We start from the raw sequence: 24226 nt of genomic DNA, 5'->3' as shown, positions 1-24226 counted from the left end.
CGTGCCATATCAAGGAAGGTTCCGCATTGAATCGCGACCGCACACGTACCCGCACAAATGATCGCTTCGCGCGCACCCGCTCCGGTGGCTCCGGCTCCGGGGGATACGGCTCCGGCGGCTCCGGCTCCGGGGGATACGGCTCCGGCGGCTCCGGCTCCGGAAGGAGCGGCGGCGGCCGCTCCGGTGCTCCGAGCCGCGGCGGAAGCTACGGACGCCGGCCGGCCGCGCTGCAGGGCGAGTTCGCACTGCCGAAGACGATCACACCCGGTCTCCCCGCCGTCGAGGCGTTCGCCGATCTCGACATGCCGGCGCCGCTGCTGGCCGCGCTCGGAAACGAAGGCGTGAGCGTGCCCTTCCCGATCCAGGCGGCGACCCTGCCGAACTCCCTCGCGGGTCGTGACGTACTCGGCCGTGGCCGCACCGGTTCGGGCAAGACCCTCGCCTTCGGGCTGGCGCTGCTCGCCCGTACGGCCGGTCAGCGTGCCGAGCCGCGGCAGCCGCTGGCTCTCGTCCTCGTCCCCACCCGCGAGCTCGCCCAGCAGGTCACCGACGCACTCACCCCGTACGCCCGTGCCGTACGGCTGCGGCTGACCACGGTGGTGGGCGGGATGTCGCTCGGCAGGCAGGCCGGTGCGCTGCGCGCCGGGGCCGAGGTCGTCGTCGCCACGCCGGGCCGGCTCAAGGACCTCATCGACCGTGGCGACTGCCGGCTGAACCAGGTCGCCATCACCGTCCTCGACGAGGCCGACCAGATGGCTGACATGGGCTTCATGCCCCAGGTCACCGCACTGCTCGACCAGGTGCGTCCCGAGGGCCAGCGGATGCTCTTCTCGGCCACCCTGGACCGGAACGTCGACCTGCTGGTCCGGCGTTACCTGACCGACCCGGTGGTCCACTCCGTCGACCCGTCAGCGGGCGCGGTCACCACCATGGAGCACCACGTCCTGCACGTGCACGGCGCGGACAAGAACCGGACGACCACCGAGATCGCGGCGCGCGAGGGCCGGGTGCTGATGTTCCTGGACACCAAGCACGCGGTGGACCGGCTGACCGAGCACCTGCTGAGCAGCGGCGTCCGTGCCGCCGCCCTGCACGGCGGCAAGTCCCAGCCGCAGCGCACGCGGACCCTGGACCAGTTCAAGACCGGGCATGTGACGGTGCTGGTGGCGACGAACGTCGCGGCGCGCGGCATCCATGTCGACAACCTCGACCTCGTCGTCAACGTGGATCCGCCGACCGACCCCAAGGATTACCTGCACCGCGGTGGTCGTACGGCCCGTGCCGGCGAGTCCGGCAGCGTCGTCACGCTGGTGACGCCCAACCAGCGCCGCGAGATGACCCGGCTGATGGCCGCCGCCGGCATCACCCCGCAGAACACGCAAGTGCGTTCGGGTGAGGCGGAGTTGAACCGCATCACGGGCGCCCAGGCCCCCTCGGGCATCCCGGTCGTCATCAAGGCGCCGGTCGTGGAGCGGAGCCGACGCGGCGGTTCCTCCTCGTCGTCCTCGTCCTCCCGTGGTCGTCGCGGCCGCACCGGGCAGCGGCGGCCCGCCGCCAACCCGGCGGCCTAGCGGCGCCGGTGGACCGTTCCACCCACCCCGGCCCTGGCCCCGGTCAGCAGCTCGTCCCCTTCCTCCCCCTCCCATGTGAGGCATCATGCGCTGTGTCATCGCCCGCTTCCCGTTCGACCTCACCAAGAGCGGGGTTCTGGAAACGATGAAGGGTGTCAAGCCCGAGCCGATCACGGGTGAGTCCGTGATCATCGGCCGCTGCCACTACCCCGCCAAGCAGGTCGGCGAGGTCATCACCCGGCAGGACCGCCGCGACTTCACCAGCGGCGAGGTCACCCGGGCCATGGCCCGCCTCGGCTTCACCTGCCGCGGCGGCCAGGAGGCGGTCGCACCCGCCGCACCCGCCCCGCGCCCCCTGACCCCGCTCCAGAACGCGTCGGCGCTGCTCGGCAGCCCGGCTCCGCTGGAAGTCTGAGGACGGGCGGGAGCGGAACCCACGCCCCGCCACACGCCACACCAGTTCAGCGAGCTGTACGTACAGCTCGTACAGCATTGAGGGCCCTGCCGACGCGCGTCGGCAGGGCCCTCTTCGCGTTCCACCGGGTTGTCCACGGATCCCCGACGAGTTCCCCACCGCTTCCCACCGGTCGGAGGAGCAGAATATTGACCTTCCCTGCGCGCCGAAATCTACTCTGGCAAGAGTAGACATTGGCTGGCGCCGTGGCTAAGGTTTCTCTCGTAGCCGCGGTCGAGCGAGACCCGGCAGACACGAACGGACAGACCGAACCAGAGGAAGGACGGAGGAGCAGACGCCATCTGGATCGCCCGGGCCGCGATGTATCCGGCCCGGGTACCGCAAGACCCCTGGATTGGAAGGTGGTCCCCGGTCACGCATCCGCGATCCCCGCAGTCCCGTCCTTGTCTCAGACCGGGCAGCGGAAACAGAAGGTCGGCGCAACGCTAAGGCCGACCGATGGTGTTGAATTTCCTTCGGGGCCCTGGTGCCGTACGGCACCAGGGCCCCTCGACGCGTTGCACATCGAGGTGAAATGACTGCAGACACTCCGCTCAGTGGCCATCTGGACGACGACGACTACCCCGCCTACACGATGGGCCGGGCCGCCGAGATGCTCGGCACCACGCCCGGTTTCCTCCGGGCCATCGGCGAGGCCCGCCTGATCACTCCGCTCCGCTCGGAGGGCGGGCACCGGCGGTACTCCCGCTACCAGCTGCGGATCGCCGCCCGCGCCCGCGAGCTGGTCGACAAGGGAACCCCGGTCGAGGCCGCCTGCCGCATCGTCATCCTCGAGGACCAGCTCGAGGAGGCTCAGCGCATCAACGCCGAGTACCGCCGCGCCGCGAAGGAAACGACTGACACTTCCAGCTGACCGAGCGCCTGGACACGGGCCGTGCCCGAGACGGATCGCCGGAGACGGATCGTCTGAGACGCATTGCCGGAGACGGATTGCCGGAGACTGATCAGCTGTCGAGGTCGTCCGCGTAGTGCCGGAACCCGTGCCGTTCCCGGTGGATGCCCCACAGGGTGTCGGCGAGCGCCGAGGGGTCCTTTCTGTCGTGGCCCTGGATGATCGCGCCGGGGATGACGAGCTGCGCGACGTGAATTCCGTCGGCGGCGAGCCTGTCGTGCAGCAGGTGGCCGTACGCGCTCTCGGCGGCGAAGGCGATGGAGGTGCCGGCCCTGTCGGGGTGGGGAACGACGGCGGTACCCCCGTTCACGAAGAGGATGGTGCCGCGCCCCAACGACCGCATCGAGGGCAGCGCCTCACGGACGGCGGTGGCGGCCCCGTACAGGGAGAACTCGATCGGGCCCACCAGATCGGCGGCGGCGGTTTCCAGCACCGGCCGCATGAAGTCCCGATGCGGGATCGGGCTGTACTGCAGGACCTCGATCGGGCCCAGCGTCGCGGCCGCGGCGGCCAGCGCCGCTTCGAGGGCTTCCGGATCGCGTACGTCGGCGGCGAAGCCGCGCGCTGTGACGCCGGCGTCGGCCAGGCCTGCGGCGAGGGCCTCGGCGCGTTCACGGCTGCGCGAGATGAGGGCGACGTCATGGCCCTCCCGGCCGAACCGCCGTGCGACGGCGGCGCCCAGTCCGGGTCCCGCTCCGATGATGGCGATGGTGGTCATGAGGGGGGCTTCCTTGGGGGACGAGGCGGCGGGGCGGCGGGGCGGCCAGGGGCACCTGCACAGGGGCCCTCAACGAGCATCCCGACTGCGGGCCCGGCGCGCATCCCGGCAGGGCCGCTCCCCCGTACTCGTCCGGGGCCGCGCCCGGCTCAGCGCGTGCTGCTGCGCGGGGCGGTGTACACCTCGTCGCTGACCTTCTCCAGCCACTCGGTCTCGGGGGTGCCGTCGCCGAGGCCCTCCCACAGCGCGAGGTGCTCCATGAAGCGGTCCGGAGCGGCGCCGTGCCAGTGCTCCTGCCCGGCCGGGGTGTGGATGGTGTCGCCGGGGTGGGCCTCGATGACCGTGCCGTCGCGCGTGCCGATCAGCGCGGTCCCGGAGACGATGTGCAGGGTCTGGCCGACGGCGTGCGCGTGCCAGGCGGTGCGGGCGCAGGGGGAGAAGCGCACCATGTTGGCGCGCATCCGGGAGGGTTCCTGGCCCGCGTAGATGACGTCGAACCAGACATCGCCGGTGAACCAGTCCGCCGGGGCCTTGACGGTGGGCTGCTGCTTGAGGATCTCCATGGACATCTCCTGACCGCTCGCTTCGTCTCATCGAGACTATGACCCACGACGCACGCCCGAACGAACCGAGGACCGTCCATGATTCTTTGGACGGGGTCGGAAGCAGGGGCGAAATCACAGTCGACGGAGCGCAGATGACAACAGCAGACGATGTCGAGGTGAAGCCGGTCGCGGGACTGATCGGCGCGGAGATCACGGGCGTCGATCTGGCGGCCGGGCCGCTGGACGACGCGGTGGTCGCCGTGATCCGGGCGGCGGTGCTGCGCTGGAAGGTGGTGTTCTTCCGGGACCAGCCGCTGGACCACGCGGCGCACATCGCGTTCGCGCGGCGGTTCGGTGAGCCGGTGACGCCGGGCAAGCGCGGGAGCGCGTCGCCGGAGGGGTTTCCCCAGGTGGAGACGACGGCCGACCGGCTGGAGCTGGGCGGACGGTACGGCATGGACCAGGCCGAGTGGCTGGAGCGGCGCCGGCACACCCTGCTGAGGGGCTGGCACTGCGACCACGGCGCCCGGATCGACCCGCCGGCCGCGACCATCCTGCGCGCCGAGACCGTACCCCCGTACGGCGGTGACACCACGTGGTCCAACCTGGCGGCCGCGTACGCGGGACTGTCGGAGCCGGTGCGGGACTTCGTGGACGGGCTGCGCGCCGAGCACCGGCTCGGCGTCGGGTATCAGCCGCGGCCGGGCGACGACGCGTACGCACGTCATCTGCTGGACCGGCAGGTCGCCTCCGGCCATCCCCTGGTCCGGGTGCACCCGGAGACGGGCGAGCGGGTGCTGTTCGTCAACGGCTACTACGTGGAGCAGATCCAGGGCGTGTCCCGCGCGGAGAGCCGGCTGCTCCTGGAGATGCTGCTCGAACAGGCGACCAGGCCCGAGTACACGGTCCGTTTCCGGTGGGAGCCGGGCAGCGTGGCCTTCTGGGACAACCGCGCCACCATCCACCTGGCCCCGAACGACCTGGCCCATCTCGACTTCCCGCGCGTGATGCACCGCGTCATGCTCACCGGTGACATCCCGGTCGGCGTGGACGGCAGGCCCTCCGAACCGATCGTGGGGACCGAGCCCGGCCGCTGGTGACCTGGGTGACCTCAGGCGGCGGGCAGTGCGGACAGCCAGTCGATGAGGAGCCGGTTGGTCTCGTCGGGGCGTTCCTGCTGGAGCCAGTGGCCGCAGCCGTCGAGGATGTCGGAGGAGAACAGGCCGGGCAGGGTGGTGGAGTAGGCCTTGATCGCGTCGGCCCGCCAGGTGGTCGAGGCGTCCAGGCCACCGCCGATGAACAGGGAGGGCTGGGTGATCGGGGCGCCGTCGAAGTCGGCGAGGTCCTCCCAGTCACGGTCCATGTTCCGGTAGCGGTGCAGCGCTCCGCTGAAACCGGTTCGCTCGAACTCCCCGGCGTAGAAGTCGAGATCGTCCTCACCGAGCCAGCCGGGCAGCCGTCCGTCGACGGGAAACCGGTCGCGCAGTTCCCCGCCCGGGCCGACGAAGTGCAGGTCGGGCGCGCCGGGTTCGGGCATGGTGTCGGCGGACAGACCGGCGTAGAAACGCGCGAGCCAGCCGCGTACGTCGGGCTCGATCTCGGCCTCGGCGCGACCGGGCCGCTGGAAGTAGGAGACGTAGAACTCCTCGTCCCCGCCGCCCATCCCCGCGAAGATCTCCGTGGGCCGGGGGCCGCCACGCGGCGCGTACGGGACGCTCAACAGCCCCACCGCGCGGAAGACGTCCGGCCTGATCAGGGCGGAGTTGGCGGCGATCGGCGACCCCCAGTCGTGGCCGACGATCACCGCGGACCGCTCGCCGAGGGCGTGCACCACCGCCGCGTTGTCCGCCACCAGTTCGCGCATGCGGTACGCCTCCGTGGCGGCGGGCCTGGAGGAGCGGCCGTAGCCCCGGACGTCGATGGCGACCGCCCGGTACCCGGCCGCCGCGAGCGCCGGGAGCTGGTGGCGCCAGGAGTACCAGGACTCCGGGAAGCCGTGCACGAGCAGCACCAGCGGGCCCGTGCCCTGCTCCACCAGGTGGATCCGGCCCGCGGGGGCGGGAACCAGCCGGTGCGTTACGTCCATGACCGGGTGCGGCATCAGTCCTCCAGAGGTTTCGGTCTGCGATTCGATCATGCGGATGATGACAGGCCCGCGGCGAGTGATGTTGCCGTTTCGGCAACACGGATCGTTCAGCTCGGCCAGCCGTCGGTGAGCGCGGCAGCCGTCAGGGGGTCGGCGTCGCGGGCCGGCGTCGGGGGCCGGCGTCCGCAGCTCGGCATCCGTGGGCCGGCGTCCACAGCCCGGCGTCCGCGGGTCGGCATAAGCAGCCCGGCATCCGCGGGCGGGCGTCCACAGCCCGGCATCCTCGGGTCGGCGTCCGCCGGCCGCCTCGCGTGCAGCTTCCGCCTCCGAACCATCGGTATCCGGCCAGGAGATGGCTCTTCGGACGTGCACTCGACCCATACCGAAGCGAGGAACCGCGGTCGAACAGGTCAAGGACGTACTGGCGGAGCGCTGGAAGACCTCGGTGGACGACGCCTTCGCCGGGAGACGCGAGCGCCCGGCGGCGAGGGCGCGCGCACTCGGCGGGGAGCCCTCAACGGAGCGTGCGGAAGCCCGCCTTGACCTTGTCGAAGACCGGTCGGAAAGTGTCCCACTGCTTGTCGGGCGCCGAGAGATAGATGTCGTACTCCCTGTCGCCCTCCCGCCCGAAGCCGAAGTCGATGGCACGGAACGCCCGGACCCGTCCCTCGAAGGTGAACTCCCATACGGCCGCGGGCTGTCCCTGGAAGGTGGTGCGCTGCATCCGCAGTTTCCGGTACGTGGGGTAGTTGACCTTGGTGTTCGCCTCGATGTTCGTGAAGTGCGACACGGGGTTGGGGCCCGCGGGGTCCACGATGTCGATCGTGAGACCGGCGAGGCCTGAAGGGTCGGCGTAGTTGACCTCTTCGCTCGTCGCCTTGCCGCGCTTCCAGCTGTCCGGGACGGGAAAGGCGATGCCCAGCGTCTTCTCCGTGACCAGGTGGAAGTCCGCGGGGACGGGGGGAGGGGTGGACGCGGTCGCCGTGCCGGTGCCCTGGGCGGTGCCGCCCGCACCGCCGTCCTCGTCGTGGCGCGTCACGACGTAGAACCCTCCCGCCACGACGACGGCGGCCACCGTCACGGCCACCGCGCTCCAGCCCAACGCACGCCGTTTCCTCCCCGCAGGCGCCGGGGCCGGGATCGGCGCCGGTGAAGGCTCCCGCCGGGTGGGCGCGGGCAGCGCCTGAGCCGGTGCCTGCGCACCGGCCGTGAACGGCGTCGGCGCCACCACCGGCACCGCCCCCAGCGCCCGTTCCGTCGCCTCCGCGGACGGCCGTGCGTCCGGGTCCTTGGCCAGCAGCGCTTCGATGAGGGGTTCCAGCGGTCCGGCCAGCTTCATGGGCTCAAGGGGGTTGGCGACGACGGCGTACGCCGTCTCCACCGCCGTGTCCTTACGGAACGGCGGCCGCCCCTCGACGGCCTGGAACAGGGTCGCTCCCAGCGCCCAGAGGTCGGCGGCGGGCCCCGGCTTCTGGCCCCGCATCCGCTCGGGCGCGATGTAGTCGATCGACCCGATGATCTCGCCGGTCCTCGTCAGCGTCGAGGTGCCGCTCGCCAGGGCGATACCGAAGTCGGTGAGGACGACACGGCCGCCGGCGCCCAGGAGTACGTTGCCGGGCTTGACGTCACGGTGCAGGACCCCGGCCGCGTGGGCGGCCCGCAGCGCGGCGACCATGCCGAGCCCGATCCGGGCGGCCTCGCCGGGCGGGACGGTCCCGCCGCCCTTGAGCAGCGCGCCGAGAGTCGTCGAGGGCACGTACTCCATGACGATGCAGGGCAGCCCCTCGTCGTCGACGACGTCATGGACGACGACCACGTTCGGGTGGGCGATACGGGCGGCGCTGCGCGCCTCACGACGGGTGCGTTCGTAGAGCGTGGCGAGCTCGTCGTCGGTGAGGTGCCGCTGGACATGCAGCCGCTTCAGCGCGACGTCCCGGCTGAGAACCTCGTCCTGGGCCCGCCACACGGTGCCCATACCCCCGCGCCCGATCTGCTCGGCCAACCGGTACCGCCCGGCGATCAGCCGCCCCTCGTCCGACACAACGCGCCCCCGCCGACTCTCTCCGTGCCACCTGCCACGTGCTTTGCGCCACGCGCTTTGTGCTTTGTGCTTTGTGCTTTGTGCGGTGTTCTACGTTCTCTCTGCTTTGTGGTGTTCGATTCGCGTCGTCACCATAACCGGCAAAGGTTGCGGGACCGTCTCGGCAAGTTGCCCGACCGCTCCGCGAGGCGGGCAGCCGGCTCCCCGTATCGTGACGCGTATGCAGTCCTACACAATCGGCCAGGCCGCCCGGCTGCTCGGCGTGAGCCCGGACACCGCCCGGCGGTGGGCGGACGCCGGGCGGGTGGCCACCCACCGGGACGACGGCGGGCGGCGGCTCATCGACGGCCGGGATCTGGCCGCGTTCTCCGTGGAGTTGGCGAAGACCGGCGGCGAGGAGGACGTCTCCTCCTACACCTCCGTCCGGAACGCGTTCGCGGGCATCGTCACCGCCGTCAAACTCGGTGACGTCGCCGCCCAGGTGGAGATCCAGGCCGGGCCGCACCGGCTGGTCTCCCTCCTCACCCGGGAGGCTGTCGAGGAACTGGGCCTGGAGGTCGGCATGGAGGCCACCGCGAGGGTGAAGTCGACCAACGTGCACATCGACCGCACCTAGGGCACGCCCAGGATCCGCCCAGGGCACGCCTCCGTCAGGTCGACGTCAGGTCGTCGTCAGGTCGTCGTCGACGTCGAGTACGAGTGCGCCCCCGTGCCCGCCAGCGCGCCCCCGTCGACGATCAGGTACTCGTCCCGGATCGGGGTGCCGTCGAAGAACGACTCCAGGATCTCCCGGGTGCCCGCCGCGTAACGGGCCTGCGCGGAGAGCGAGGAACCGGAGATGTGCGGGGTCATCCCGTGGTGCGGCATGGTGCGCCAGGGGTGGTCCGCCGGGGCGGGCTGCGGATACCAGACGTCACCCGCGTACCCCGCCAGCTGACCGCTCCGCAGGGCGCGGTCGACCGCGTCCCGGTCCACGATCTTCGCCCTGGCCGTGTTGATCAGATAGGCGCCGCGCTTCATCGCACCGAGCAGCTCGTCCCCGAACAGCCCCTCCGTCTCCGGGTGCAGCGGCGCGTTGATGGTGACGACGTCGCAGTGCGGGGCCATGTCCTGCGAGCTCTCGTGCCAGGTCAGACCCAGCTCCTCCTCGGTCTCGCGCGGCAGCCGGTGGCGGTCGGTGTAGTGCAGCTTCACGTCGAAGGGCGCCAGGCGGCGCAGCACCGCGAGCCCGATCCGCCCGGCGGCGACCGTGCCGACGTGCATGCCTTCGAGGTCGTACGACCGTTCCACGCAGTCGGCGATGTTCCAGCCGCCGTCCAGGACCACCTGGTGCGAGGGGAGGTAGTTCCGTACGAGCGAGAGCGTCATCATCACCACGTGCTCGGCGACGCTGATGCTGTTGCAGTACGTCACCTCGGCGACCGTCACGCCGCGCGCGATGGCCGAGTCGAGGTCGACGTGGTCGGAGCCGATGCCCGCCGTGACCGCCAGCTTCAGGTTCTTGGCGGTGGCGATGCGCTCGGGGGTCAGATAGGCCGGCCAGAACGGCTGCGAGATCACGATGTCCGCGTCGGGCAGCTCACGGTCGAAGACCGAGCCTTCGCCGTCCTTGTCGGAGGTGACGACGAGGGTGTGGCCGCGCTCCTCCAGGAAGCGGCGCAGACCCAGCTCGCCGGTCACGCTGCCGAGCAGGTGGCCGGGGGTGAAGTCGGTCGCCTTCGGGGTCGGCGTGGTCTGGCCGCCCGGGTAGTGGTCGATGACGGGCAGATCGTCCCTGGCGTACGTCTTCGGGTATCCGTCGGTCGGGTCGTCGTACAGAACGCAGAGCACCTTGGCCATGTCGCGGCTCTCCTCAACTCCGTTGTGTGAAGGTGCTCTTCACCATCCTCGGGGTCGAATCCGCAGGTCAAAGCGAACGTTGCTATGCCGAGATAGCCGGCGGCTATCTCACCGCCGACCTCCAGGCGCCGGCTGCGCCACCCGTACCTCCAGACGGCCTCTCCGCCACCGCGGTCCGCCCAGACAGCCGCTCCGCCACCGCCGTACCCCCAGGCAGCCGCTCCCCCACCGCGATCCGTCCAGACAGCCGCTCCGCCTCCGCGGTCCGTCCAGGCAGCCGCTGTCTCACTCCCGTACCTCCAGGTACGTGTGCAGCAGCGTGTCCAGCGCGTCGCGCACGCCCGCCTCCCGCGCCACCTTCAGCAGCGCCTCCGCGAGTACGGACTGCGGATCCCCCTCGGCCACCACGAGCCCCACCCGCGGTCCGTGCGCTGGGCCCTTCAACGGCACCACACGCATCCCTTCCGGTACGCCGAACATGTGCAGCCAGGCGTGCGAGATCACGCTGGACCAGCGGCCGCCCGGCAGATGGGCGTACAGGCCGGCCACGCTGTCGGACTCGATCGCGGGCTCGGCCTTGGCGTCGTCGGCGGCGAAGCACTCGTCGATGATCCGGCGGTTGCGCATCCGCGAGCTCAGCAGGCACAGGGGCAGCGCCGCCGCGTCCGCCCAGCGCGCCGTCGACGCGGTGGCCAGCGGGCCGTCGACGGGAGTGAGGAGCACGTACCGCTCCTCGTACAGCGGAATCCGTCGTACGTGACGCAGCTCGTCGTCGTCCAGATACGTCATCGCCGCGTCCAGCTCGAACTCGGCGAAACCATGGGTGATCTCGGCGGACGACAGCGACTCCAGGCTGACCCTGGCCTGCGGGTGGCGCTCGCAGAACGGGTTGGTGAGGAGAGAGGCGGCGGGCAGCGCGGTCGGGACGACGCCCAGCCGCAGGGTGCCGGTCAGACCGCCGCGCAGCGCCGACAGCTCCTGGCGCAGGGCGTCCCGTTCGGCGAGGATGCGGTGCGCCCAGGCGAGGACGACCTCGCCTTCCGGGGTCAGCCCCTCGTATCGCCTGGCCCGCCGCACGATCGGCACGTCCAGTTCGTGCTCCAGGCGCCGGATCGCGGCCGACAGCGACGGCTGCGACACAAAACAGGCGGCCGCCGCCCGCGCGAAGTGCCGCTCCCTGGCGAGCGCGACCAGGTACTCCAGCTGACGCAGCAGCATCAGTCACCTCCGCTACGACGGTACCCGGCCGACGGTGACCTCGGTACGAACGCACATACCAGGACTACCTGCTGATCACACGGCTCATGCAAAGTGACAGGAGACTTATGGCTCGCATATGCGGAAGTATGATCCGCACATACCTTCCCGAGGGAGTAGTCCTGTGATCACCCGTTCCGTACGCCTCGCCGGAGGCACCGTCGCCGCGCTCCTGGCGCTCAGCGCCTGCTCCGACTCCGACACGTCGTCATCGTCGTCGTCGGACAGCTCGGCCTCCGCCTCCCCTGAGCTCTCCGGGACGGTCACCGTCTTCGCCGCGGCCTCGCTCCAGGAGAGCTTCACGACGCTGGGCAAGGACTTCGAGAAGGCCCACCCCGGTACGAAGGTGACGTTCAGCTTCGGCGGCAGTGACACGCTCGCCGCGAGCATCACCGGGGGTGCCCCGGCCGATGTGTTCGCCTCCGCGAGCCCCAAGACGATGGCGGTCGTGACCGACGCGAAGGACGCGTCCGGCACCCCCGTCACCTTCGCGCGCAACCAGCTGGAGATCGCGACCCTGCCGGGCAACCCCGACAAGATCGCCTCCCTGAAGGACCTCACCAAGTCCGGCCTCAAGGTCGTGCTCTGCGACGAGACCGTCCCGTGCGGCGCCGCCGCGCAGAAGGCGCTGGACGCGAGTGGCCTCAAGCTCACCCCGGTCTCCTACGAGCAGGACGTCAAGAGCGCCCTGACGAAGGTGGAGCTGAAGGAGGCCGACGCCGCCGTCGTCTACAAGACCGATGTGAACGCGGCGGGTGACAAGGTGGAGGGCGTGGACTTCCCCGAGTCGGCCGAGGCCATCAACGACTACCCGATCACCCTGCTCAAGGACGCGCCCAACGCGGCCGCGGCGAAGGCGTTCATCGCGCTGGTCCAGTCCGCCGAGGGCCAGCAGGTGCTGACGACGGCGGGGTTCCTGAAGCCGTGACCGAGCCCGCCCCCGACAGCTCCGACGCCGCGACCGACACCCTGACCGGTGGGCCGCGGCGCCGGCGTGTCCGGGGCGGGATGCGGAGCGGGCCACCGGGCAAGCGCCCCCGAGTGCCCGGCATCCGGGGCCGGGTGCCGCTTCCTCTCCTCCTGCCCGCGCTCGTGGGGCTGGCCTTCCTGCTGCTCCCCCTGGTCGCCCTCCTCGTACGGGCCCCCTGGCGCAGCCTCCCCGACCAGCTGACCAGTACGGCGGTCTGGCAGGCCCTTCAGCTGTCGCTGATCACGGCGACGGCGGCGACCGCGGTGAGCCTCGTCCTCGGCGTGCCGCTCGCCTGGCTGCTGGCCCGCACGGACTTCCCGGGACGCGGCCTCGTACGAGCCCTGGTCACGCTGCCCCTCGTGCTGCCCCCGGTGGTCGGCGGTGTCGCGCTGCTCCTTGCCCTCGGCCGCAACGGTGTCGTCGGGCAGTGGCTGGACTCGGCCTTCGGGATCACGCTGCCGTTCACCACGGCGGGGGTGGTGGTCGCCGAGGCGTTCGTGGCGATGCCGTTCCTGGTCATCAGCGTGGAGGGCACGCTGCGGGCCGCCGATCCGCGCTACGAGGAAGCCGCGACGACCCTCGGCGCCTCCCGCTTCACCGCGTTCCGCCGGGTCACCCTGCCGCTGATCGCGCCCGGCGTCGCGGCGGGTTCCGTACTGGCCTGGGCCCGCGCGCTCGGCGAGTTCGGCGCGACGATCACCTTCGCCGGCAACTTCCCCGGCCGTACGCAGACCATGCCCCTGGCGGTGTACCTCGCCCTCCAGAACGACCCGGCCGCCGCCATCGCGCTGAGCCTGGTGCTGCTCGCCGTATCGATCGCGGTCCTCGCGGGGCTGCGGGACCGCTGGATGACGGGGGTGTCATGACAGCCGACGCACCGATCACGGTACCGACCTACCTGCACAACCACCGGACGACAGGGACGTCATGACGACCGACGCACCGATCACGGTACCGACCAACCCGCACAACCACCGGACGACAGGGACGTCATGACAACCGACGCACCGATCACGGTACCGACCAACCCGCACAACCACCGGACGACAGGGACGTCATGACAACCGACGTATCCCTCGTGTCCGACAAGGGGCTCGACACCCGACTCGTCGTCGACCGCGGCTCCTTCCACCTCGACGTCATGCTCACCGCCGCCCCCGGCGACGTCGTCGCGCTCCTCGGCCCGAACGGCGCCGGCAAGACCACCGCACTACGTGCCCTGGCCGGACTCACGCCGCTCTCGACCGGCGGCCATCTACGCCTGGACGGCAGCGACTTGGACCGTACGCCGCCCGAGTCCCGTCCCGTCGGCGTCGTCTTCCAGGACTATCTGCTCTTCCCGCACCTCACCGCACTCGACAACGTCGCCTTCGGGCCGCGCTGCCAGGGCGTGTCGAAGGCGGAGGCCCGCGCCCAGGCCGCCGACTGGCTGGACCGGATGGGCCTGGCCGACCACGCGGGCGCCAAACCCCGCCGGCTGTCCGGCGGTCAGGCCCAGCGCGTCGCCCTCGCCCGCGCGCTGGCCACCCACCCCCGGCTGCTCCTGCTCGACGAACCGCTCGCCGCACTCGACGCCCGCACCCGCCTGGACGTACGGGCCCAACTCCGGCGCCATCTCGCCGACTTCGAGGCCGTGGCCATACTGGTGACGCACGACCCGCTGGACGCGATGGTGCTCGCGGACCGGCTGGTCGTCATCGAGGACGGCCGCGCGGTCCAGGACGGAACCCCGTCGGACATCGCCCGCCACCCGCGCACCGACTACATCGCCCAGCTCGTCGGTCTCAACCTCTACCGGGGCCGGGCGGACGGCCACACGGTACGGCTGGACGCGGGCCCGGCGATCACGACGACCGAGGACCTCACCGGTCCCGTCTTCGTCGCCTTCCCGCCGAGCGCCGTCACCCTCCACCGCGAACGCCCGACCGGCTCCAGCGCACGCAATCTGTGGAGTTGCGAGGTCGGCGGCCTGGAAACGCACGGTGACCAGATCCGCGCGGATCTCACCGGCGAACTCCCGCTGGCCGCCGACCTCACCACCGTCGCCGCCGCCGAACTCGATCTGCACCCCGGCGCGCCCGTCTGGGCGACCGTGAAGGCAGCGCAGACGCACGCGTATCCGGCGTGAGCGGCCAGGAACATCCCCCTCAAGTCCCGCGATCCGCTAAAAGAGACCCTGTGACACCGACCCCTCTCAATTCCGAGACCCCCGCCCCCGAAACCCCGGCGCTGGCCACCGCGCTGGGCATGCAACGGCACCCGGAAGGCGGCTGGTTCGTCGAAACATGGCGGTCGCCGCAGACCTTCCGCCCCGACGGCTACCCCGGCCCCCGCGCCGCGGCCACCGCGATCCACTTCCTGCTCGCCCCCGGCGACACCTCCGCCTGGCACACGGTCCGTTCCGACGAACTCTGGCTCTGGCACCGCGGCGGCCCGCTGGAACTCCTCCTCGGCGGCGACGCCGACCAGCCGGACCAGGCCCCCGAAGTCATCCGCCTCGGCCCGGACGTGGAGAACGGCGAACGCCTCCAGGCACTCGTCCCCGGCGGCACCTGGCAGTCCGCCCACCCGGCAACCGACCAGGAGGTCCTGGTCAGCTGCATCGTGGCGCCGGGCTTCGACTACGCGGACTTCCGACTCATCGACTCCCGGGACTGAGCACCGCGGGTCTGAACGTTTCTTCGACCCACGAAAGAGTGATCCCAGTCCCTCGGCCGGGCACCCTGCCCAAGATCCCTCCAGGTTCCGGAAACCCGACCACTGGAACCTGTTCACCGAGGACTCTGCCGAGCACTGACGCTCCGGACGAGAAGGGGGCGGGCCGCGAGCTCCGGCGTCATCCTTCGTCACCGGTGTCCGGTAGGCGCCCCGGAGCGCGCAGTGCCGTCTCGATCCGCGCAAGCCAGTGCTCGACGGGACCGAGTGACAGCAAGCCGCTTGCCGCGCCCGCGAGTTCGGCGGTGGCCGGGCGGAGGCGGGCGTGGGTCCGGGCCAGAACCCGGTGGTCGCCGAGGGCCAGCGCGGCGCTGGCCTCCAGGCAGGTCAGGGCCTCGTACAACAGGTCCCGGGGCGGTTCAGGCACGGCATCCAGCGCGACGGCCGCCTCCGCCCGGCGGCCGGCCTCCAGGAGGGCCAGCGGCTCGACCCAGGGGCGGTACGGACCCCAGTCCGCGTGCGGGTCCGCGCCGCTCGGCGGCACCCGGAGGCTCAGCAGGGCCAGGGCGAGGAGCCCGCGGTCCAGGCCGGGCATCCCGGCGCCGTCCAGCCGCGCGGCGGCGGCCCGGTACGCGGCCTCGGCCCGTTCCCGGTGATCCGAGGCCGCCAGCCGCAGTGCCGCGTACCACTCGGTGAACACCCCCACCAGCGGCAGGTCATGACGCTCCGCCAGGAGGTCGGCCGCGGCGGCGTGTTCGTCCGCCGTACGGAAGTCGGCGAGGGCACTGCGGGACTGGACCCGGATGAGATGACCGAGGACCTCGAAGGTCGTCAGGCCGTGCCGGGCGGACAGGGCGATCAGTTCCGCGCCGATCCCGTCCCGCCGTGCGGCGAGGCCGGCCCGGGTGAAGGACTGCATGAACGTCCCGTTCAGGGCGAACACCAGCAGCGCCGGGTCGTCGAGACGGCGGGCGATCGCCTCCGCCTCGCGGGCGGCCTTCGGTCCGCGGGGCGCGTGCGTACCGCGCATCTCCAGCGCGATCGTGGCGAGCAGGCGGCAACGCGCCCCGTCGTACGCCGGGTCCCTCGGCAGGGCGGCGAGGGTGCGCTCGGCCGCCGCGACGAGGCGCTCGGCGAGCTCCGGGTCATCGGCTCGCGTCCAGATCGCGGGGACGTCGTACGCGCCGATCACCCGGGCGGTCAGCTCCACGTCACCGGTCTCCTCCGCCGCCGCGACCACCGCCATACGGTGCTCCCGCGCCGCCTCCAACCCCCCGCCGCCGGTCACCGCGAGGTTCCGCATCAGCCCGACAGCCGACTCCAGCCGGGCCCGCGGCCCCGCACCGACGGCACGGTCGTAGGCGGCGGAGGCCTGTGTCCAGACCTGCGCGGCGGCGTCGAGGTGCGGGCCGCGGGGTTCTTCGCCCCCTCCGCCCCCAGACCCCCGTTCGGCCTGAACGACCTGGTCCTCACACGCGGGACGGGCTGGAGTCAGCCCCTCCGGTGTTCGTGGAGCGGGGTCTGGGGCGGAGCCCCAGGAAGAAGGGACGGGCAGGGGCGGAGGGGGCGAAGAACCACACCCGTCCAACCCCGGCGCCTGCGCCAAGATGTCCGCCTCCAGCCGCCGCAGCCCGGGCCCAGGGTCCAGCCCCAACTGGTCGGCCAACGCGACCCGCGCCCGCCGCAGCACAGCGAGCGCATCCGCCTGCCGCCCCACCCGGTAAAGCGCAAGGGAGAGCAGCCCCCAGGCACCCTCACGCCAGGGATGCTCGGCGACGTACGCATCGAGATCGGCAACCGCCTCCCCCGCACGGCCCAGCGCGAGCTGAGCCGCAGCCCGCCCCTCGACGGCCTGAAGCCGAAGCTCGGCCAGCCGGGCGCGCTCCGCGCGAGCCCACCCTTCCCTCGCGAACTCGACGTACGCGGGCCCCCGCCACCACCCGAGGGCCTCCTCCAGCCTCCCGAGCGCCTCCTCTGCGGGCAGCTTCACGGCATCCGCGACAGCCGCCTCGAACCGCCACGCGTCCACCGCGTCCGGCGCGGCACGCAAGGCGTACCCGGTCCCCTCGGTGACCAGCAGCCGAGCCGGCGCCCGCGGCGGCCGCTCCGGTTCCAGGGCCCGGCGGAGCGAGCCGACGAAGGTCTGCAGCGCACCCACGGCGCCCGGCGACGGGTCCTCCCACAGATCGTCGACCAGCCGGACGACCGGCACGACCCGCCGACGGGCCACGATCAGCCGGGCGAGCACGGCCCGGTGCCGCGGCCCCTTCAACGCGAGCGAGCCCCCGTCCCGCTCGGCCACGACGGCCCCGAGCACCCCGAAAACGACCCGCTGCTCCACGCCACCACCCTCTCCGGCCGCCCACCCGTCACCGTACGCGCGCTGATTCACCGCTGATTCACGCCCGGCAAGCTCAAGACGTCCTGCTCCCGCACCCCTCCGAGAGGCAGAAACCCATGCCCCCGAGCACACCCCCGACCATCCCGGGCTTCGCCTACCACCGCATCCCGGTCGCCACCGACGTGTCCCTGAATGTCGCCGTCGGCGGCTCCGGCGGCACCCCCGTCGTCCTCCTCCACGGTTTCCCGCAGACCCACCTGATGTGGCGGCACGTCGCCGCCGACCTCGCCGCCGACCACCTGGTCATCTGCCCCGACCTGCGCGGCTACGGCGCCAGCGACAAGCCGGCCGAGCCCGCGGAGAACACGGAGAACGCGGCCCCGACGACGTACTCCAAGCGCACCATGGCCGCCGACATCGTCACGCTCGCCCGCGCACTGGGGCACGACCGCTTCGCCCTGGTCGGCCACGACCGGGGGGCGCTCGTCGCCATCCGCGCCGGGCTCGACCACCCCGACACGGTCACCCATCTCGCCTCGCTCGATGTGCTGCCCACGCTGGACATGTGGGACGTGCTGCACGGCACGACCGCCGCGGTCGCCTTCCACCTGTACCTGATGGCCCAGCCGCCGGGTCTGCCGGAGCAACTGATCGGCGCGGCGCCGGACGCGTTCTTCGGCCACTTCCTCGACCAGTGGACACGGGCTTCGGAGTCCGCGGCCATCCCTGACGACATCCGCGCCGCCTACCTCAAGGCCTCCCGCGAGGCGGTGCCGTCAATCGTCGCCGACTACCGCGCCTCCGCCGGTATCGACATCGAACACGACCTGACCGACCGCGCGTCCGGCAACCGGCTGCGGATGCCGGTCACCGTCCTTCAGCAGGACTGGGGCGCGGCGCTCGGTTTCGACGCCGCCGCCCGGTGGGCCGCCTGGGCGACCGACCTGCGCCACTGCACCGTCTCCTGCGGCCACTTCATGGCGGAGGAGGCACCCGCCGAAGTCACCGAGGCGGTACGGGATCTGCTCACCCGGACCCCGTGACAGGCGCCCCCGTATCCCCCGTACCCCCCGAAACTCTTTTAGCGCCTTTGTGACGTCGGACGCCGGTTGCGGATCACTCAGCGTGGGCATGACCCGTAGGCAGGACCGGCCGCGCACCGTATCGCGCGGGTCCCGGTTGGCGGGGGGTCCGACCGCCGGGAATGCCGACCGTCCTGGAGGGGAGTGAGGTGTCATGCGTGCGCATGAGCGCGCCGTCCGGCAGACCGCCCGCGTCGAGTACACACTGCCGCGCACAGCAGTGTCGGCGGGGAGGGCCCGCAGACTCACCTCGGCGTTCCTCACCCGGCCGCGGATGGACGCGCCGACCGCCGACCAGGTGGACGACGCCACGCTGATAGCTTCCGAACTCGTCGCGAACGCCGTCCGGCACGGCCGTACCGGCTGTCGGCTGCGCCTTCAGCTGGCGCACGGCGAGGTGACGGTGGAGGTGCACGACGACAGCCCCGGCCGGCCCAGTGTCGGCCGGCTGGACACCGACTCGGAGAGCGGACGCGGTCTCGCGATGGTCCAGCAGCTCGCCCATCGCCTTGAGGTCGTCAGCACCGGCTTCGGAGGCAAGACGGTCCGCGCGGTCCTGGCGGTGTGAGCGACCGTTCCGGCCGTGTGCGCCCGGGAGGGTGACGCGGCGCGGCCCGCCGACCGGCGTAGGCCGATGATCACCCCACGCGCATGTAGAGACGAACCATGCGCCTCTCTCGTATCTCCCGCGTCCTGCGCGTACCCCGTACTCGGAAAGTCCGGGTGTCGGCCGTGGCAGCGACGGCGGTCGCGGGCGCTGCGCTGACCGCGGTGCTCATCACAGGAAGCGGGGGCGACAGCGCGGGCTCCGGTTCGCGTGCCGATTCCGCGGACGAGGACCGGCGCACGGCGATGGCCCTGACCCGGTTCCGGACATCCACGGCCGCCGGCCCTTCGGAGGTCACCGTGCGGCTCCCCTCCGCGGGGAGCGGGACGGTGACGGTGCGCGCCGTGGCCGACCATCGCCTGCATCGGGCGGTCGGGGTGTACGAGGTGACGGACGACGGCCACATCATGCGGGGCCTGCTCGCCTGGGACCTGGAGGGCGTCGCCGTGGCCGGGTCCCCGGCTTCGGCCCCCGACAGCACCCTTGCCACCAAGGCGAGACCGGCCGCTCCGGGTCCGGTGACCACCGCCGTCCAGGCGGCGCGTCGGGCAAGCACTTTGAAGTCCGGCCACTGGGCCCGCCATCCGTACGGCACCGCTCCGCTGGACCAGGCACTGCGTCTGGCGCTCACCGTGACCGCGGACCGCCCGGCGAGCGTGTCCGTGGCCGCGGACGGCCCGGCGAGCGCGAGCACCCGGCTCCCCGTCGAATCCCCGCGGTTGGCGCCCCGCGCCCCGGCCGGCGGCAGCGCCCACCCCGAAGCCTCGGCGCTCCCCCAGACCTACTCCGTCGACACGGCGCTCGCCCCGACCTACTCCGTCGACGCGGCCGGCGACCTGCGCCGGGTCACGGCCGAGGTCGCCCCCGGTCGGAAGGCAACGGTGGACTTCGCGAAGACCCGGGCTCGCGCAGGCGTCCCGAGCGCGCCGTGGAGCTGATGCACGGGCGCGGAGACTACGCCGGTTCGGCCGTCCAGTCGGTGCGCGCGGGGGGCTGCGTCGGCGCGGCGGCCGTGCGGCAGACGAACCCGAGGCGGGTGAGCGCGCGGGCCACCTCGAACTCGGTGAAGTCGCGGCGGTCCTGCCGGGTGATGATCTCGCCGACCTGCTTGACGGGGTAGGTACGCGGACCGATGACCACGGACGCGCCGGTGACGGCTTCGGGCTGGACGTCCGCCATCGAGTGCTCGACCTCGCCCTTGATGAGGTCGAAGGGGAAACGGGCGATCACACAACGCATGGGTGCCTCCGCGAGGGAAGTTTCCGAGCACCGGAAAGCAGGCACGGCGTCACGGGAAATTCGCCGGAAATTTAATGCGGGAATAAACAAAAAGCAGGTGGCCGGGACCCGCACCTCAGGGTGCAGGTCCCGGCCACCTGTAAGCGTCGGCCGACTCAGGAGTCAGGCGTCAGCGGGGGTCCCGGACTAGGCGGGGACGATGTTCTCCGCCTGGGGGCCCTTCTGGCCCTGGGTGACGTCGAAGGTCACCTTCTGGCCTTCCTGGAGCTCACGGAAGCCCTGGGTGGCGATGTTCGAGTAGTGGGCGAAGACGTCGGCGCCGCCGCCGTCCTGCTCGATGAAGCCGAAGCCCTTTTCCGCGTTGAACCACTTCACGGTGCCAGTAGCCATGTCAAATCTCCTTCGGGGCAAAGCTCGCGGACCCACACTGTGTGGGTCCGCGTCTGCGCGATGTTGCCCCCTCCGGATAAGCACCGGATATTCAGAAGCCGACTTCCCGGTACGGACCGGAAAGCAAGCTCCAAGACTTTGGGAACCACAACTGCAACTGATATCGACACTAGCACGGGACGGGCGCGGAGGGGGCGCACTATCTCACCCCCCTCGGGGGAATAAAGAAACTCCCCGCACTGCGCTCCAATTTCTCCGTCTGTCAGGACAGATATTCACCCCCGTCGGAGGCAGTGATCACCTGTCGTGCGCCGCCGACGAGCCCGCTCCCGACTTGCCGGGCCCCGCCGCCCGCGGTGCGCTGGGGGCATGACGACCGAGCCCGGCGCGGTCCGGGAGACCTTCGCGTTCGCCTGCGGGAACTGCGGGCACAGCTGGCAGGCGACGTTCCGGCTGATGTTCTTCACCGACCCGCTCGACGCGCTCGACCCGACGGGACAGACCACCCAGGAGTACGTCGACGAGGACGGTGCCGCCATCAGGTCACCGCTCACCGACGCGGTGTGCCGGAAGTGCGGGAGCCGACGGGTCCGAGTGTCGGCCTCCTGACCGGACCGACCCGGCGGGCCCTGCGTCTCCGTGGGCTGACCGACCCGCCGGGCCCGGGTGCCGACTGGCTGACCCACCCGCCAGACCCTGGTGCCGACTGGCTGACCCACCCCACGGCTCGGGACTCACCCGGACGGACCGGTGCGCTGGTGGGGGCGGAGGTCCGGTGGTGGCGTGGGGGAACCGCCGCGTTCTCAGGAGGCCCCCGCCATGAACCCTCGCCCGTCCCGTGTTCTCGCCTCCACTGCTCTTGCCGCCGCGCTGACGGTGGGCGTACTGATGTCGGTGTCCGCCTGCTCGGTATTCGAGCAACCCGGTGAGGAGGCGACCGACGAAAGGGTCACGGCGTCTCCCGCCGCCCCGTCGTCCCCCGCCGCGTCCGCCACCCCCTCGCTCACCGTCACACAGGCCCAGGACGCCCTGCTCGGCCCCACCGAACTGGGCGAGCGGTGGTCGGCGACGCAGGGCGGGGCGACCTGGCGGGACGGTCTCCTCAAGGGCAGGACGGACGTCGCGGAATGTCAGCGGCTGCTCGACGGCCTGTACGCCGAGGATCTGCTCGGGAAGCCGAAGGGCGCCGGCGCGGTCGTCGGCCTCGACGAGAGCGACACCGAGGCGCAGTTGCGCTACCAGGTGGCCGCGTACGGCGGACCGGCGGAGGTGGACGCGAAGATGGCCTGGCTGCGGACGCTGCCGGTGAAGTGCGCGGAGTTCACGTCCACCGATGTCCGGGGCGGGCGGCAGACGGTGACGGTCGTCCCGGCGAAACTGCCCGGTGTGGGCGACGCCCGCGAGGGACTGCGGATGACCATGAGCGGTGAGGGCGATCCGTACGGCGAGACCCCGACGTTGACACTGGACTTCGCCGCCGTGCGGGTCGGCGACCGGGCCGTCTCCCTCACCAACGGCGGACTCGGCGGCGCCGAGGAGGACTTCACGAACCAGGCGATCGAACTGGGCACCCAGCGCCTCCAGGACGTCCTCGCGAAGAAGTCCCCGGCACCCCGTCCCTCCGCCCGCCCCTCCGGCCGTCCCTCCGCCCGACAGGGCTGACCACAGCGAGAGTTCGTCCCGGCTTCGGAACAGGCTCTACTCCATGCTCTCCATGCTCTCCATGCTCTCCATGCGCTCCATGCGCTCCACGGCCTCCTTCGCCTCCTTGAGGCCGGCACCCGTTGCCGCCCGGTAGGCCTTGATCGCCTGGATCTTCTTGCCGTCCCGCAGGAACGCGGCCACCTCCGCCAACTCGGAATCGTCCTCGTGGATGCCGAGGTGGCCGATTATCAGGTCGAGCTTCTTTGCGACCCGGGCGATTCTGCGGTCGGTCCGGCTGAGCTTGGTTTCCAGTCCCGCGACACTCGCAAACACGATCGCGGCGACGACCAGGAGTCCTGTCATTTCCATGGTGCGGGATCCTAGGCGGCGACGACGCGCGCGCCCACCCCGCCCAACAGGCCAGGCACCGTGGCCCGTTCGGCCTCCGAGAACGGCGCGATGGAGGTCACGGCGGCGTAGCCGTCGGTGCTGTCGCGTCTCCGGCGGGCGTGGCCGCGGTAGGTGTTGTCGACAGCTCGGGCGTGGCCGCGGAAGGTGTTGTCGACAGCTCGGGCGTCGCTGTGGGCGCCGTGCCCTCGACGTCGACCACCGAGCCCACCGCCAGCTGCCCGTACAGCCACTCCGCGTCGCTCGTGCGCAGGCCGATCCAGCCGGACGTGCGGTCGTAGACGCCGGGGGCCTTCTCGTCGTAGGAGAGAGCGGCGATGTAGTTCGTCCTGCCGTCGGCGGCGAGGAGTTCGATGAACCAGGAGACCTTGAGGTCGTAGCCCGGGCCGACGATGTCGTCACTGGGCATCACCTTCGTGCTCGCCCTGGCGGTGACCGTCATCCGGCCCGCCGCCGTGGGCGTCTCCAAGGCGCCGGAGGAGACCGGCAGTTCGCGGCCCGCGACGGTGACCACCCGCCGGGACAGGTTGACCGTGGCGTCCGGCGTCGCGGGAACGCTGGGCGTTCCGGTGGGGCTCCCCGCCGGGGACGGGTGCCGGTCCGCGGCTCCGCCGCCCAGGTTCAGCGCCACGACGAGGGCGAGCGCAGCCGCGGCTGAGGCGCCGACGACAGTCGCAGCCGTACGGCGGTGGCGTCGGCGGCGTACCGCCCTGCCGCGGATCTCCGCGCCGGACAGCGCCGGAGGTGTCTCACCGGCGGCGGCCAACTCGCGCAGTTCCACCGTGAGTTCGGAGGTGAGTTCATCGGACACGGTCGTCCTCCCGCTCCCCTTCGCCGACCGAGCCGGAGGAACCGGCCGAGCCCGCGCCGCCCCTCGAGCCCGCGCCGCCCGTCGAGTCCGTCGTGAGCTCCCGCGCCAGCGCCGCCCGGCCACGGGACAGCCGGGCCTTGACCGTCCCCACGGGGGCGCCGGTTTCGGAGGCTACCTGCTCGACACTCAGGTCGCACAGATGGTGCAGGACCAGGGCCATCCGCTGCGGTTCGGGCAGTGTGCGCAACGCGGCGACCAGGGTGGTGCGTTCCGGGTCGGGCCCGGGGACGTGCTGCGGCGGCGGATTCCTGCGCACCAGTTCCAGCCAGCGGCGCGCACGGCGCCAGCGGCTCACCGCGAGCCGCATCGCCACGGTCCGTATCCACGCCTCCGGCGCCCCGTCGAGGAGGAACTCCCGGCGTTGGTCCCAGGCGCGGACGAACGCCTCCTGGACGACGTCCTGTGCCTCGCCGTGATCCCCGGTGAAGGCGTAGAGCTGGCCGGTCAGCCGGGGGAACGCGGTCGCGTAGAACACGTCGAACTCGTCCTCTGTCATGCCCCCCGCCGGAGTTTCCGGAATATCCCACGTCCCGTGCAACCCGGCGGTCGGTGCCGTGCGTACAGGTCCCGTACGTCGCACATCGAAACACATCAC

General features: G+C 71.7%; 26 protein-coding genes. 14 read left to right on the top strand and 12 right to left on the bottom strand.

Annotated features, from left to right (window positions below; genetic code table 11):
- Positions 1-26 precede the first annotated feature (26 nt).
- From ACIPC1_RS14895 to ACIPC1_RS14885, 3 genes are all read left to right on the top strand, one after another.
- Positions 27-1571 (top strand): DEAD/DEAH box helicase, encoded by a 1545-nt coding sequence (locus ACIPC1_RS14895; RefSeq protein WP_402516859.1) that lies wholly within the window; start codon positions 27-29, stop codon positions 1569-1571.
- Between the two features lie 85 nt (positions 1572-1656).
- Complete coding sequence (locus tag ACIPC1_RS14890) at positions 1657-1986, top strand: SCO5918 family protein (RefSeq protein ID WP_365430183.1); 330 nt, start codon at positions 1657-1659, stop codon at positions 1984-1986.
- A 574-nt stretch (positions 1987-2560) separates the two neighbouring features.
- Positions 2561-2899 (top strand): MerR family transcriptional regulator, encoded by a 339-nt coding sequence (locus ACIPC1_RS14885; protein WP_402516856.1) that lies wholly within the window; start codon positions 2561-2563, stop codon positions 2897-2899.
- Between the two features lie 91 nt (positions 2900-2990).
- Here ACIPC1_RS14885 and ACIPC1_RS14880 read toward each other — a convergent pair whose 3' ends face one another.
- Complete coding sequence (locus ACIPC1_RS14880; protein WP_402516854.1) at positions 2991-3656, bottom strand: SDR family NAD(P)-dependent oxidoreductase; 666 nt, start codon at positions 3654-3656, stop codon at positions 2991-2993.
- Positions 3657-3805: 149 nt separating this feature from the next.
- Complete coding sequence (locus tag ACIPC1_RS14875; protein ID WP_384377594.1) at positions 3806-4219, bottom strand: cupin domain-containing protein; 414 nt, start codon at positions 4217-4219, stop codon at positions 3806-3808.
- Positions 4220-4353: 134 nt separating this feature from the next.
- On the opposite strand from ACIPC1_RS14875, the gene ACIPC1_RS14870 reads away from it, so the two are divergent.
- Entirely contained in the window at positions 4354-5301 is a 948-nt protein-coding gene (locus ACIPC1_RS14870; RefSeq protein ID WP_402516852.1) for a TauD/TfdA dioxygenase family protein, read from the top strand.
- A gap of 11 nt (positions 5302-5312) precedes the next feature.
- On the opposite strand, the gene ACIPC1_RS14865 is transcribed toward ACIPC1_RS14870, so the two are convergent.
- Positions 5313-6302: an alpha/beta fold hydrolase gene (locus ACIPC1_RS14865; RefSeq protein ID WP_402517632.1), complete on the bottom strand. Its 990-nt coding sequence runs from the start codon at positions 6300-6302 to the stop codon at positions 5313-5315.
- 499 nt (positions 6303-6801) lie between these two features.
- Positions 6802-8328 carry a serine/threonine-protein kinase gene (locus ACIPC1_RS14860; RefSeq protein WP_402516849.1) on the bottom strand — a complete coding sequence of 509 codons (1527 nt, stop codon included), beginning with the start codon at positions 8326-8328 and terminating at the stop codon, positions 6802-6804.
- Positions 8329-8548: 220 nt separating this feature from the next.
- Here ACIPC1_RS14860 and ACIPC1_RS14855 point away from each other — a divergent pair, with 220 nt between their 5' ends.
- On the top strand, positions 8549-8944 hold the full coding sequence (locus ACIPC1_RS14855; protein ID WP_402516847.1) for a molybdopterin-binding protein: 396 nt from the start codon (positions 8549-8551) through the stop codon (positions 8942-8944).
- A gap of 56 nt (positions 8945-9000) precedes the next feature.
- Here the strand turns inward: ACIPC1_RS14855 and ACIPC1_RS14850 are convergent, their stop codons facing one another.
- Together ACIPC1_RS14850 and ACIPC1_RS14845 are read right to left on the bottom strand one after the other, a co-directional pair.
- On the bottom strand, positions 9001-10167 hold the full coding sequence (locus ACIPC1_RS14850) for an NAD-dependent formate dehydrogenase (RefSeq protein WP_402516844.1): 1167 nt from the start codon (positions 10165-10167) through the stop codon (positions 9001-9003).
- A gap of 285 nt (positions 10168-10452) precedes the next feature.
- Entirely contained in the window at positions 10453-11385 is a 933-nt protein-coding gene (locus tag ACIPC1_RS14845; RefSeq protein WP_402516842.1) for a LysR substrate-binding domain-containing protein, read from the bottom strand.
- A 163-nt stretch (positions 11386-11548) separates the two neighbouring features.
- On the opposite strand from ACIPC1_RS14845, the gene modA reads away from it, so the two are divergent.
- The 4 genes from modA (at position 11549) to ACIPC1_RS14825 (ending at position 15052) form a co-directional block, all read left to right on the top strand.
- The gene (modA, locus tag ACIPC1_RS14840) at positions 11549-12352 is read left to right on the top strand and encodes a molybdate ABC transporter substrate-binding protein (RefSeq protein ID WP_402516841.1); all 804 of its coding nucleotides are present in this window, start codon (positions 11549-11551) and stop codon (positions 12350-12352) included.
- An 80-nt stretch (positions 12353-12432) separates the two neighbouring features.
- On the top strand, positions 12433-13260 hold the full coding sequence (gene modB, locus ACIPC1_RS14835) for a molybdate ABC transporter permease subunit (RefSeq protein ID WP_402517631.1): 828 nt from the start codon (positions 12433-12435) through the stop codon (positions 13258-13260).
- 191 nt (positions 13261-13451) lie between these two features.
- A complete protein-coding gene (locus ACIPC1_RS14830) occupies positions 13452-14522 on the top strand; it encodes an ABC transporter ATP-binding protein (RefSeq protein ID WP_402516839.1) in 1071 nt (356 codons plus the stop codon).
- 50 nt (positions 14523-14572) lie between these two features.
- A complete protein-coding gene (locus ACIPC1_RS14825; protein WP_402516837.1) occupies positions 14573-15052 on the top strand; it encodes a cupin domain-containing protein in 480 nt (159 codons plus the stop codon).
- Between the two features lie 178 nt (positions 15053-15230).
- Here ACIPC1_RS14825 and ACIPC1_RS14820 read toward each other — a convergent pair whose 3' ends face one another.
- The gene (locus ACIPC1_RS14820; RefSeq protein ID WP_402516834.1) at positions 15231-17390 is read right to left on the bottom strand and encodes a BTAD domain-containing putative transcriptional regulator; all 2160 of its coding nucleotides are present in this window, start codon (positions 17388-17390) and stop codon (positions 15231-15233) included.
- A 116-nt stretch (positions 17391-17506) separates the two neighbouring features.
- Between ACIPC1_RS14820 and ACIPC1_RS14815 the strand changes: the two genes are divergently transcribed.
- From ACIPC1_RS14815 to ACIPC1_RS14805, 3 genes are all read left to right on the top strand, one after another.
- Positions 17507-18433, top strand: coding sequence for an alpha/beta fold hydrolase (locus ACIPC1_RS14815; protein WP_402516832.1), 927 nt, complete (start codon positions 17507-17509; stop codon positions 18431-18433).
- 193 nt (positions 18434-18626) lie between these two features.
- Positions 18627-19040 (top strand): ATP-binding protein, encoded by a 414-nt coding sequence (locus tag ACIPC1_RS14810; RefSeq protein ID WP_402516831.1) that lies wholly within the window; start codon positions 18627-18629, stop codon positions 19038-19040.
- Between the two features lie 164 nt (positions 19041-19204).
- Positions 19205-20017 (top strand): hypothetical protein, encoded by an 813-nt coding sequence (locus ACIPC1_RS14805; RefSeq protein WP_402516830.1) that lies wholly within the window; start codon positions 19205-19207, stop codon positions 20015-20017.
- Positions 20018-20033: 16 nt separating this feature from the next.
- On the opposite strand, the gene ACIPC1_RS14800 is transcribed toward ACIPC1_RS14805, so the two are convergent.
- Together ACIPC1_RS14800 and ACIPC1_RS14795 are read right to left on the bottom strand one after the other, a co-directional pair.
- Entirely contained in the window at positions 20034-20318 is a 285-nt protein-coding gene (locus ACIPC1_RS14800; protein ID WP_402516828.1) for an SCO5918 family protein, read from the bottom strand.
- A 186-nt stretch (positions 20319-20504) separates the two neighbouring features.
- The gene (locus ACIPC1_RS14795) at positions 20505-20708 is read right to left on the bottom strand and encodes a cold-shock protein (RefSeq protein WP_010986199.1); all 204 of its coding nucleotides are present in this window, start codon (positions 20706-20708) and stop codon (positions 20505-20507) included.
- Between the two features lie 369 nt (positions 20709-21077).
- On the opposite strand from ACIPC1_RS14795, the gene ACIPC1_RS14790 reads away from it, so the two are divergent.
- Positions 21078-21317, top strand: coding sequence for a hypothetical protein (locus ACIPC1_RS14790; RefSeq protein WP_402516826.1), 240 nt, complete (start codon positions 21078-21080; stop codon positions 21315-21317).
- Positions 21318-21527: 210 nt separating this feature from the next.
- Positions 21528-22370, top strand: a complete 843-nt coding sequence (locus tag ACIPC1_RS14785; RefSeq protein WP_402516825.1) for a hypothetical protein — start codon at positions 21528-21530, stop codon at positions 22368-22370.
- A 36-nt stretch (positions 22371-22406) separates the two neighbouring features.
- Here ACIPC1_RS14785 and ACIPC1_RS14780 read toward each other — a convergent pair whose 3' ends face one another.
- The 3 genes from ACIPC1_RS14780 to ACIPC1_RS14770 all read right to left on the bottom strand — a co-directional run bounded on the left by ACIPC1_RS14780 (position 22407) and on the right by ACIPC1_RS14770 (position 24127).
- Positions 22407-22721 carry a ribosomal protein L7/L12 gene (locus ACIPC1_RS14780; protein WP_402516823.1) on the bottom strand — a complete coding sequence of 105 codons (315 nt, stop codon included), beginning with the start codon at positions 22719-22721 and terminating at the stop codon, positions 22407-22409.
- A 97-nt stretch (positions 22722-22818) separates the two neighbouring features.
- On the bottom strand, positions 22819-23571 hold the full coding sequence (locus ACIPC1_RS14775) for a L,D-transpeptidase (RefSeq protein WP_402516821.1): 753 nt from the start codon (positions 23569-23571) through the stop codon (positions 22819-22821).
- Positions 23561-24127, bottom strand: coding sequence for a SigE family RNA polymerase sigma factor (locus tag ACIPC1_RS14770; protein WP_402516820.1), 567 nt, complete (start codon positions 24125-24127; stop codon positions 23561-23563). The genes ACIPC1_RS14775 and ACIPC1_RS14770 overlap by 11 nt, the downstream gene beginning before the upstream one ends.
- Between the last annotated feature and the right edge of the window lie 99 nt (positions 24128-24226).

Origin of the sequence: Streptomyces sp. NPDC087263, from assembly GCF_044744645.1 — a bacterium.
Taxonomy (GTDB): Bacteria; Actinomycetota; Actinomycetes; order Streptomycetales; family Streptomycetaceae; genus Streptomyces.
Note: the sequence above shows the minus strand (reverse complement) of the source record. Positions and strands in the feature narration are given on the sequence as shown.

Bases quoted from the DNA above. Each gene is read 5' to 3' on its own strand.
- ACIPC1_RS14890 (WP_365430183.1), top strand. From the start codon at position 1,657: ATGCGCTGTGTCATCGCCCGCTTCCCGTTCGACCTCACCAAGAGCGGG.
- ACIPC1_RS14885 (WP_402516856.1), top strand. From the start codon at position 2,561: ATGACTGCAGACACTCCGCTCAGTGGCCATCTGGACGACGACGACTAC.
- ACIPC1_RS14880 (WP_402516854.1), bottom strand. From the start codon at position 3,656: ATGACCACCATCGCCATCATCGGAGCGGGACCCGGACTGGGCGCCGCC.
- ACIPC1_RS14875 (WP_384377594.1), bottom strand. From the start codon at position 4,219: ATGGAGATCCTCAAGCAGCAGCCCACCGTCAAGGCCCCGGCGGACTGG.
- ACIPC1_RS14870 (WP_402516852.1), top strand. From the start codon at position 4,354: ATGACAACAGCAGACGATGTCGAGGTGAAGCCGGTCGCGGGACTGATC.
- ACIPC1_RS14865 (WP_402517632.1), bottom strand. From the start codon at position 6,302: ATGCCGCACCCGGTCATGGACGTAACGCACCGGCTGGTTCCCGCCCCC.
- ACIPC1_RS14855 (WP_402516847.1), top strand. From the start codon at position 8,549: ATGCAGTCCTACACAATCGGCCAGGCCGCCCGGCTGCTCGGCGTGAGC.
- ACIPC1_RS14850 (WP_402516844.1), bottom strand. From the start codon at position 10,167: ATGGCCAAGGTGCTCTGCGTTCTGTACGACGACCCGACCGACGGATAC.
- ACIPC1_RS14845 (WP_402516842.1), bottom strand. From the start codon at position 11,385: ATGCTGCTGCGTCAGCTGGAGTACCTGGTCGCGCTCGCCAGGGAGCGG.
- modB (WP_402517631.1), top strand. From the start codon at position 12,433: ATGCGGAGCGGGCCACCGGGCAAGCGCCCCCGAGTGCCCGGCATCCGG.
- ACIPC1_RS14830 (WP_402516839.1), top strand. From the start codon at position 13,452: ATGACAACCGACGTATCCCTCGTGTCCGACAAGGGGCTCGACACCCGA.
- ACIPC1_RS14815 (WP_402516832.1), top strand. From the start codon at position 17,507: ATGCCCCCGAGCACACCCCCGACCATCCCGGGCTTCGCCTACCACCGC.
- ACIPC1_RS14810 (WP_402516831.1), top strand. From the start codon at position 18,627: ATGCGTGCGCATGAGCGCGCCGTCCGGCAGACCGCCCGCGTCGAGTAC.
- ACIPC1_RS14800 (WP_402516828.1), bottom strand. From the start codon at position 20,318: ATGCGTTGTGTGATCGCCCGTTTCCCCTTCGACCTCATCAAGGGCGAG.
- ACIPC1_RS14795 (WP_010986199.1), bottom strand. From the start codon at position 20,708: ATGGCTACTGGCACCGTGAAGTGGTTCAACGCGGAAAAGGGCTTCGGC.
- ACIPC1_RS14790 (WP_402516826.1), top strand. From the start codon at position 21,078: ATGACGACCGAGCCCGGCGCGGTCCGGGAGACCTTCGCGTTCGCCTGC.
- ACIPC1_RS14785 (WP_402516825.1), top strand. From the start codon at position 21,528: ATGAACCCTCGCCCGTCCCGTGTTCTCGCCTCCACTGCTCTTGCCGCC.
- ACIPC1_RS14780 (WP_402516823.1), bottom strand. From the start codon at position 22,721: ATGGAAATGACAGGACTCCTGGTCGTCGCCGCGATCGTGTTTGCGAGT.
- ACIPC1_RS14770 (WP_402516820.1), bottom strand. From the start codon at position 24,127: ATGACAGAGGACGAGTTCGACGTGTTCTACGCGACCGCGTTCCCCCGG.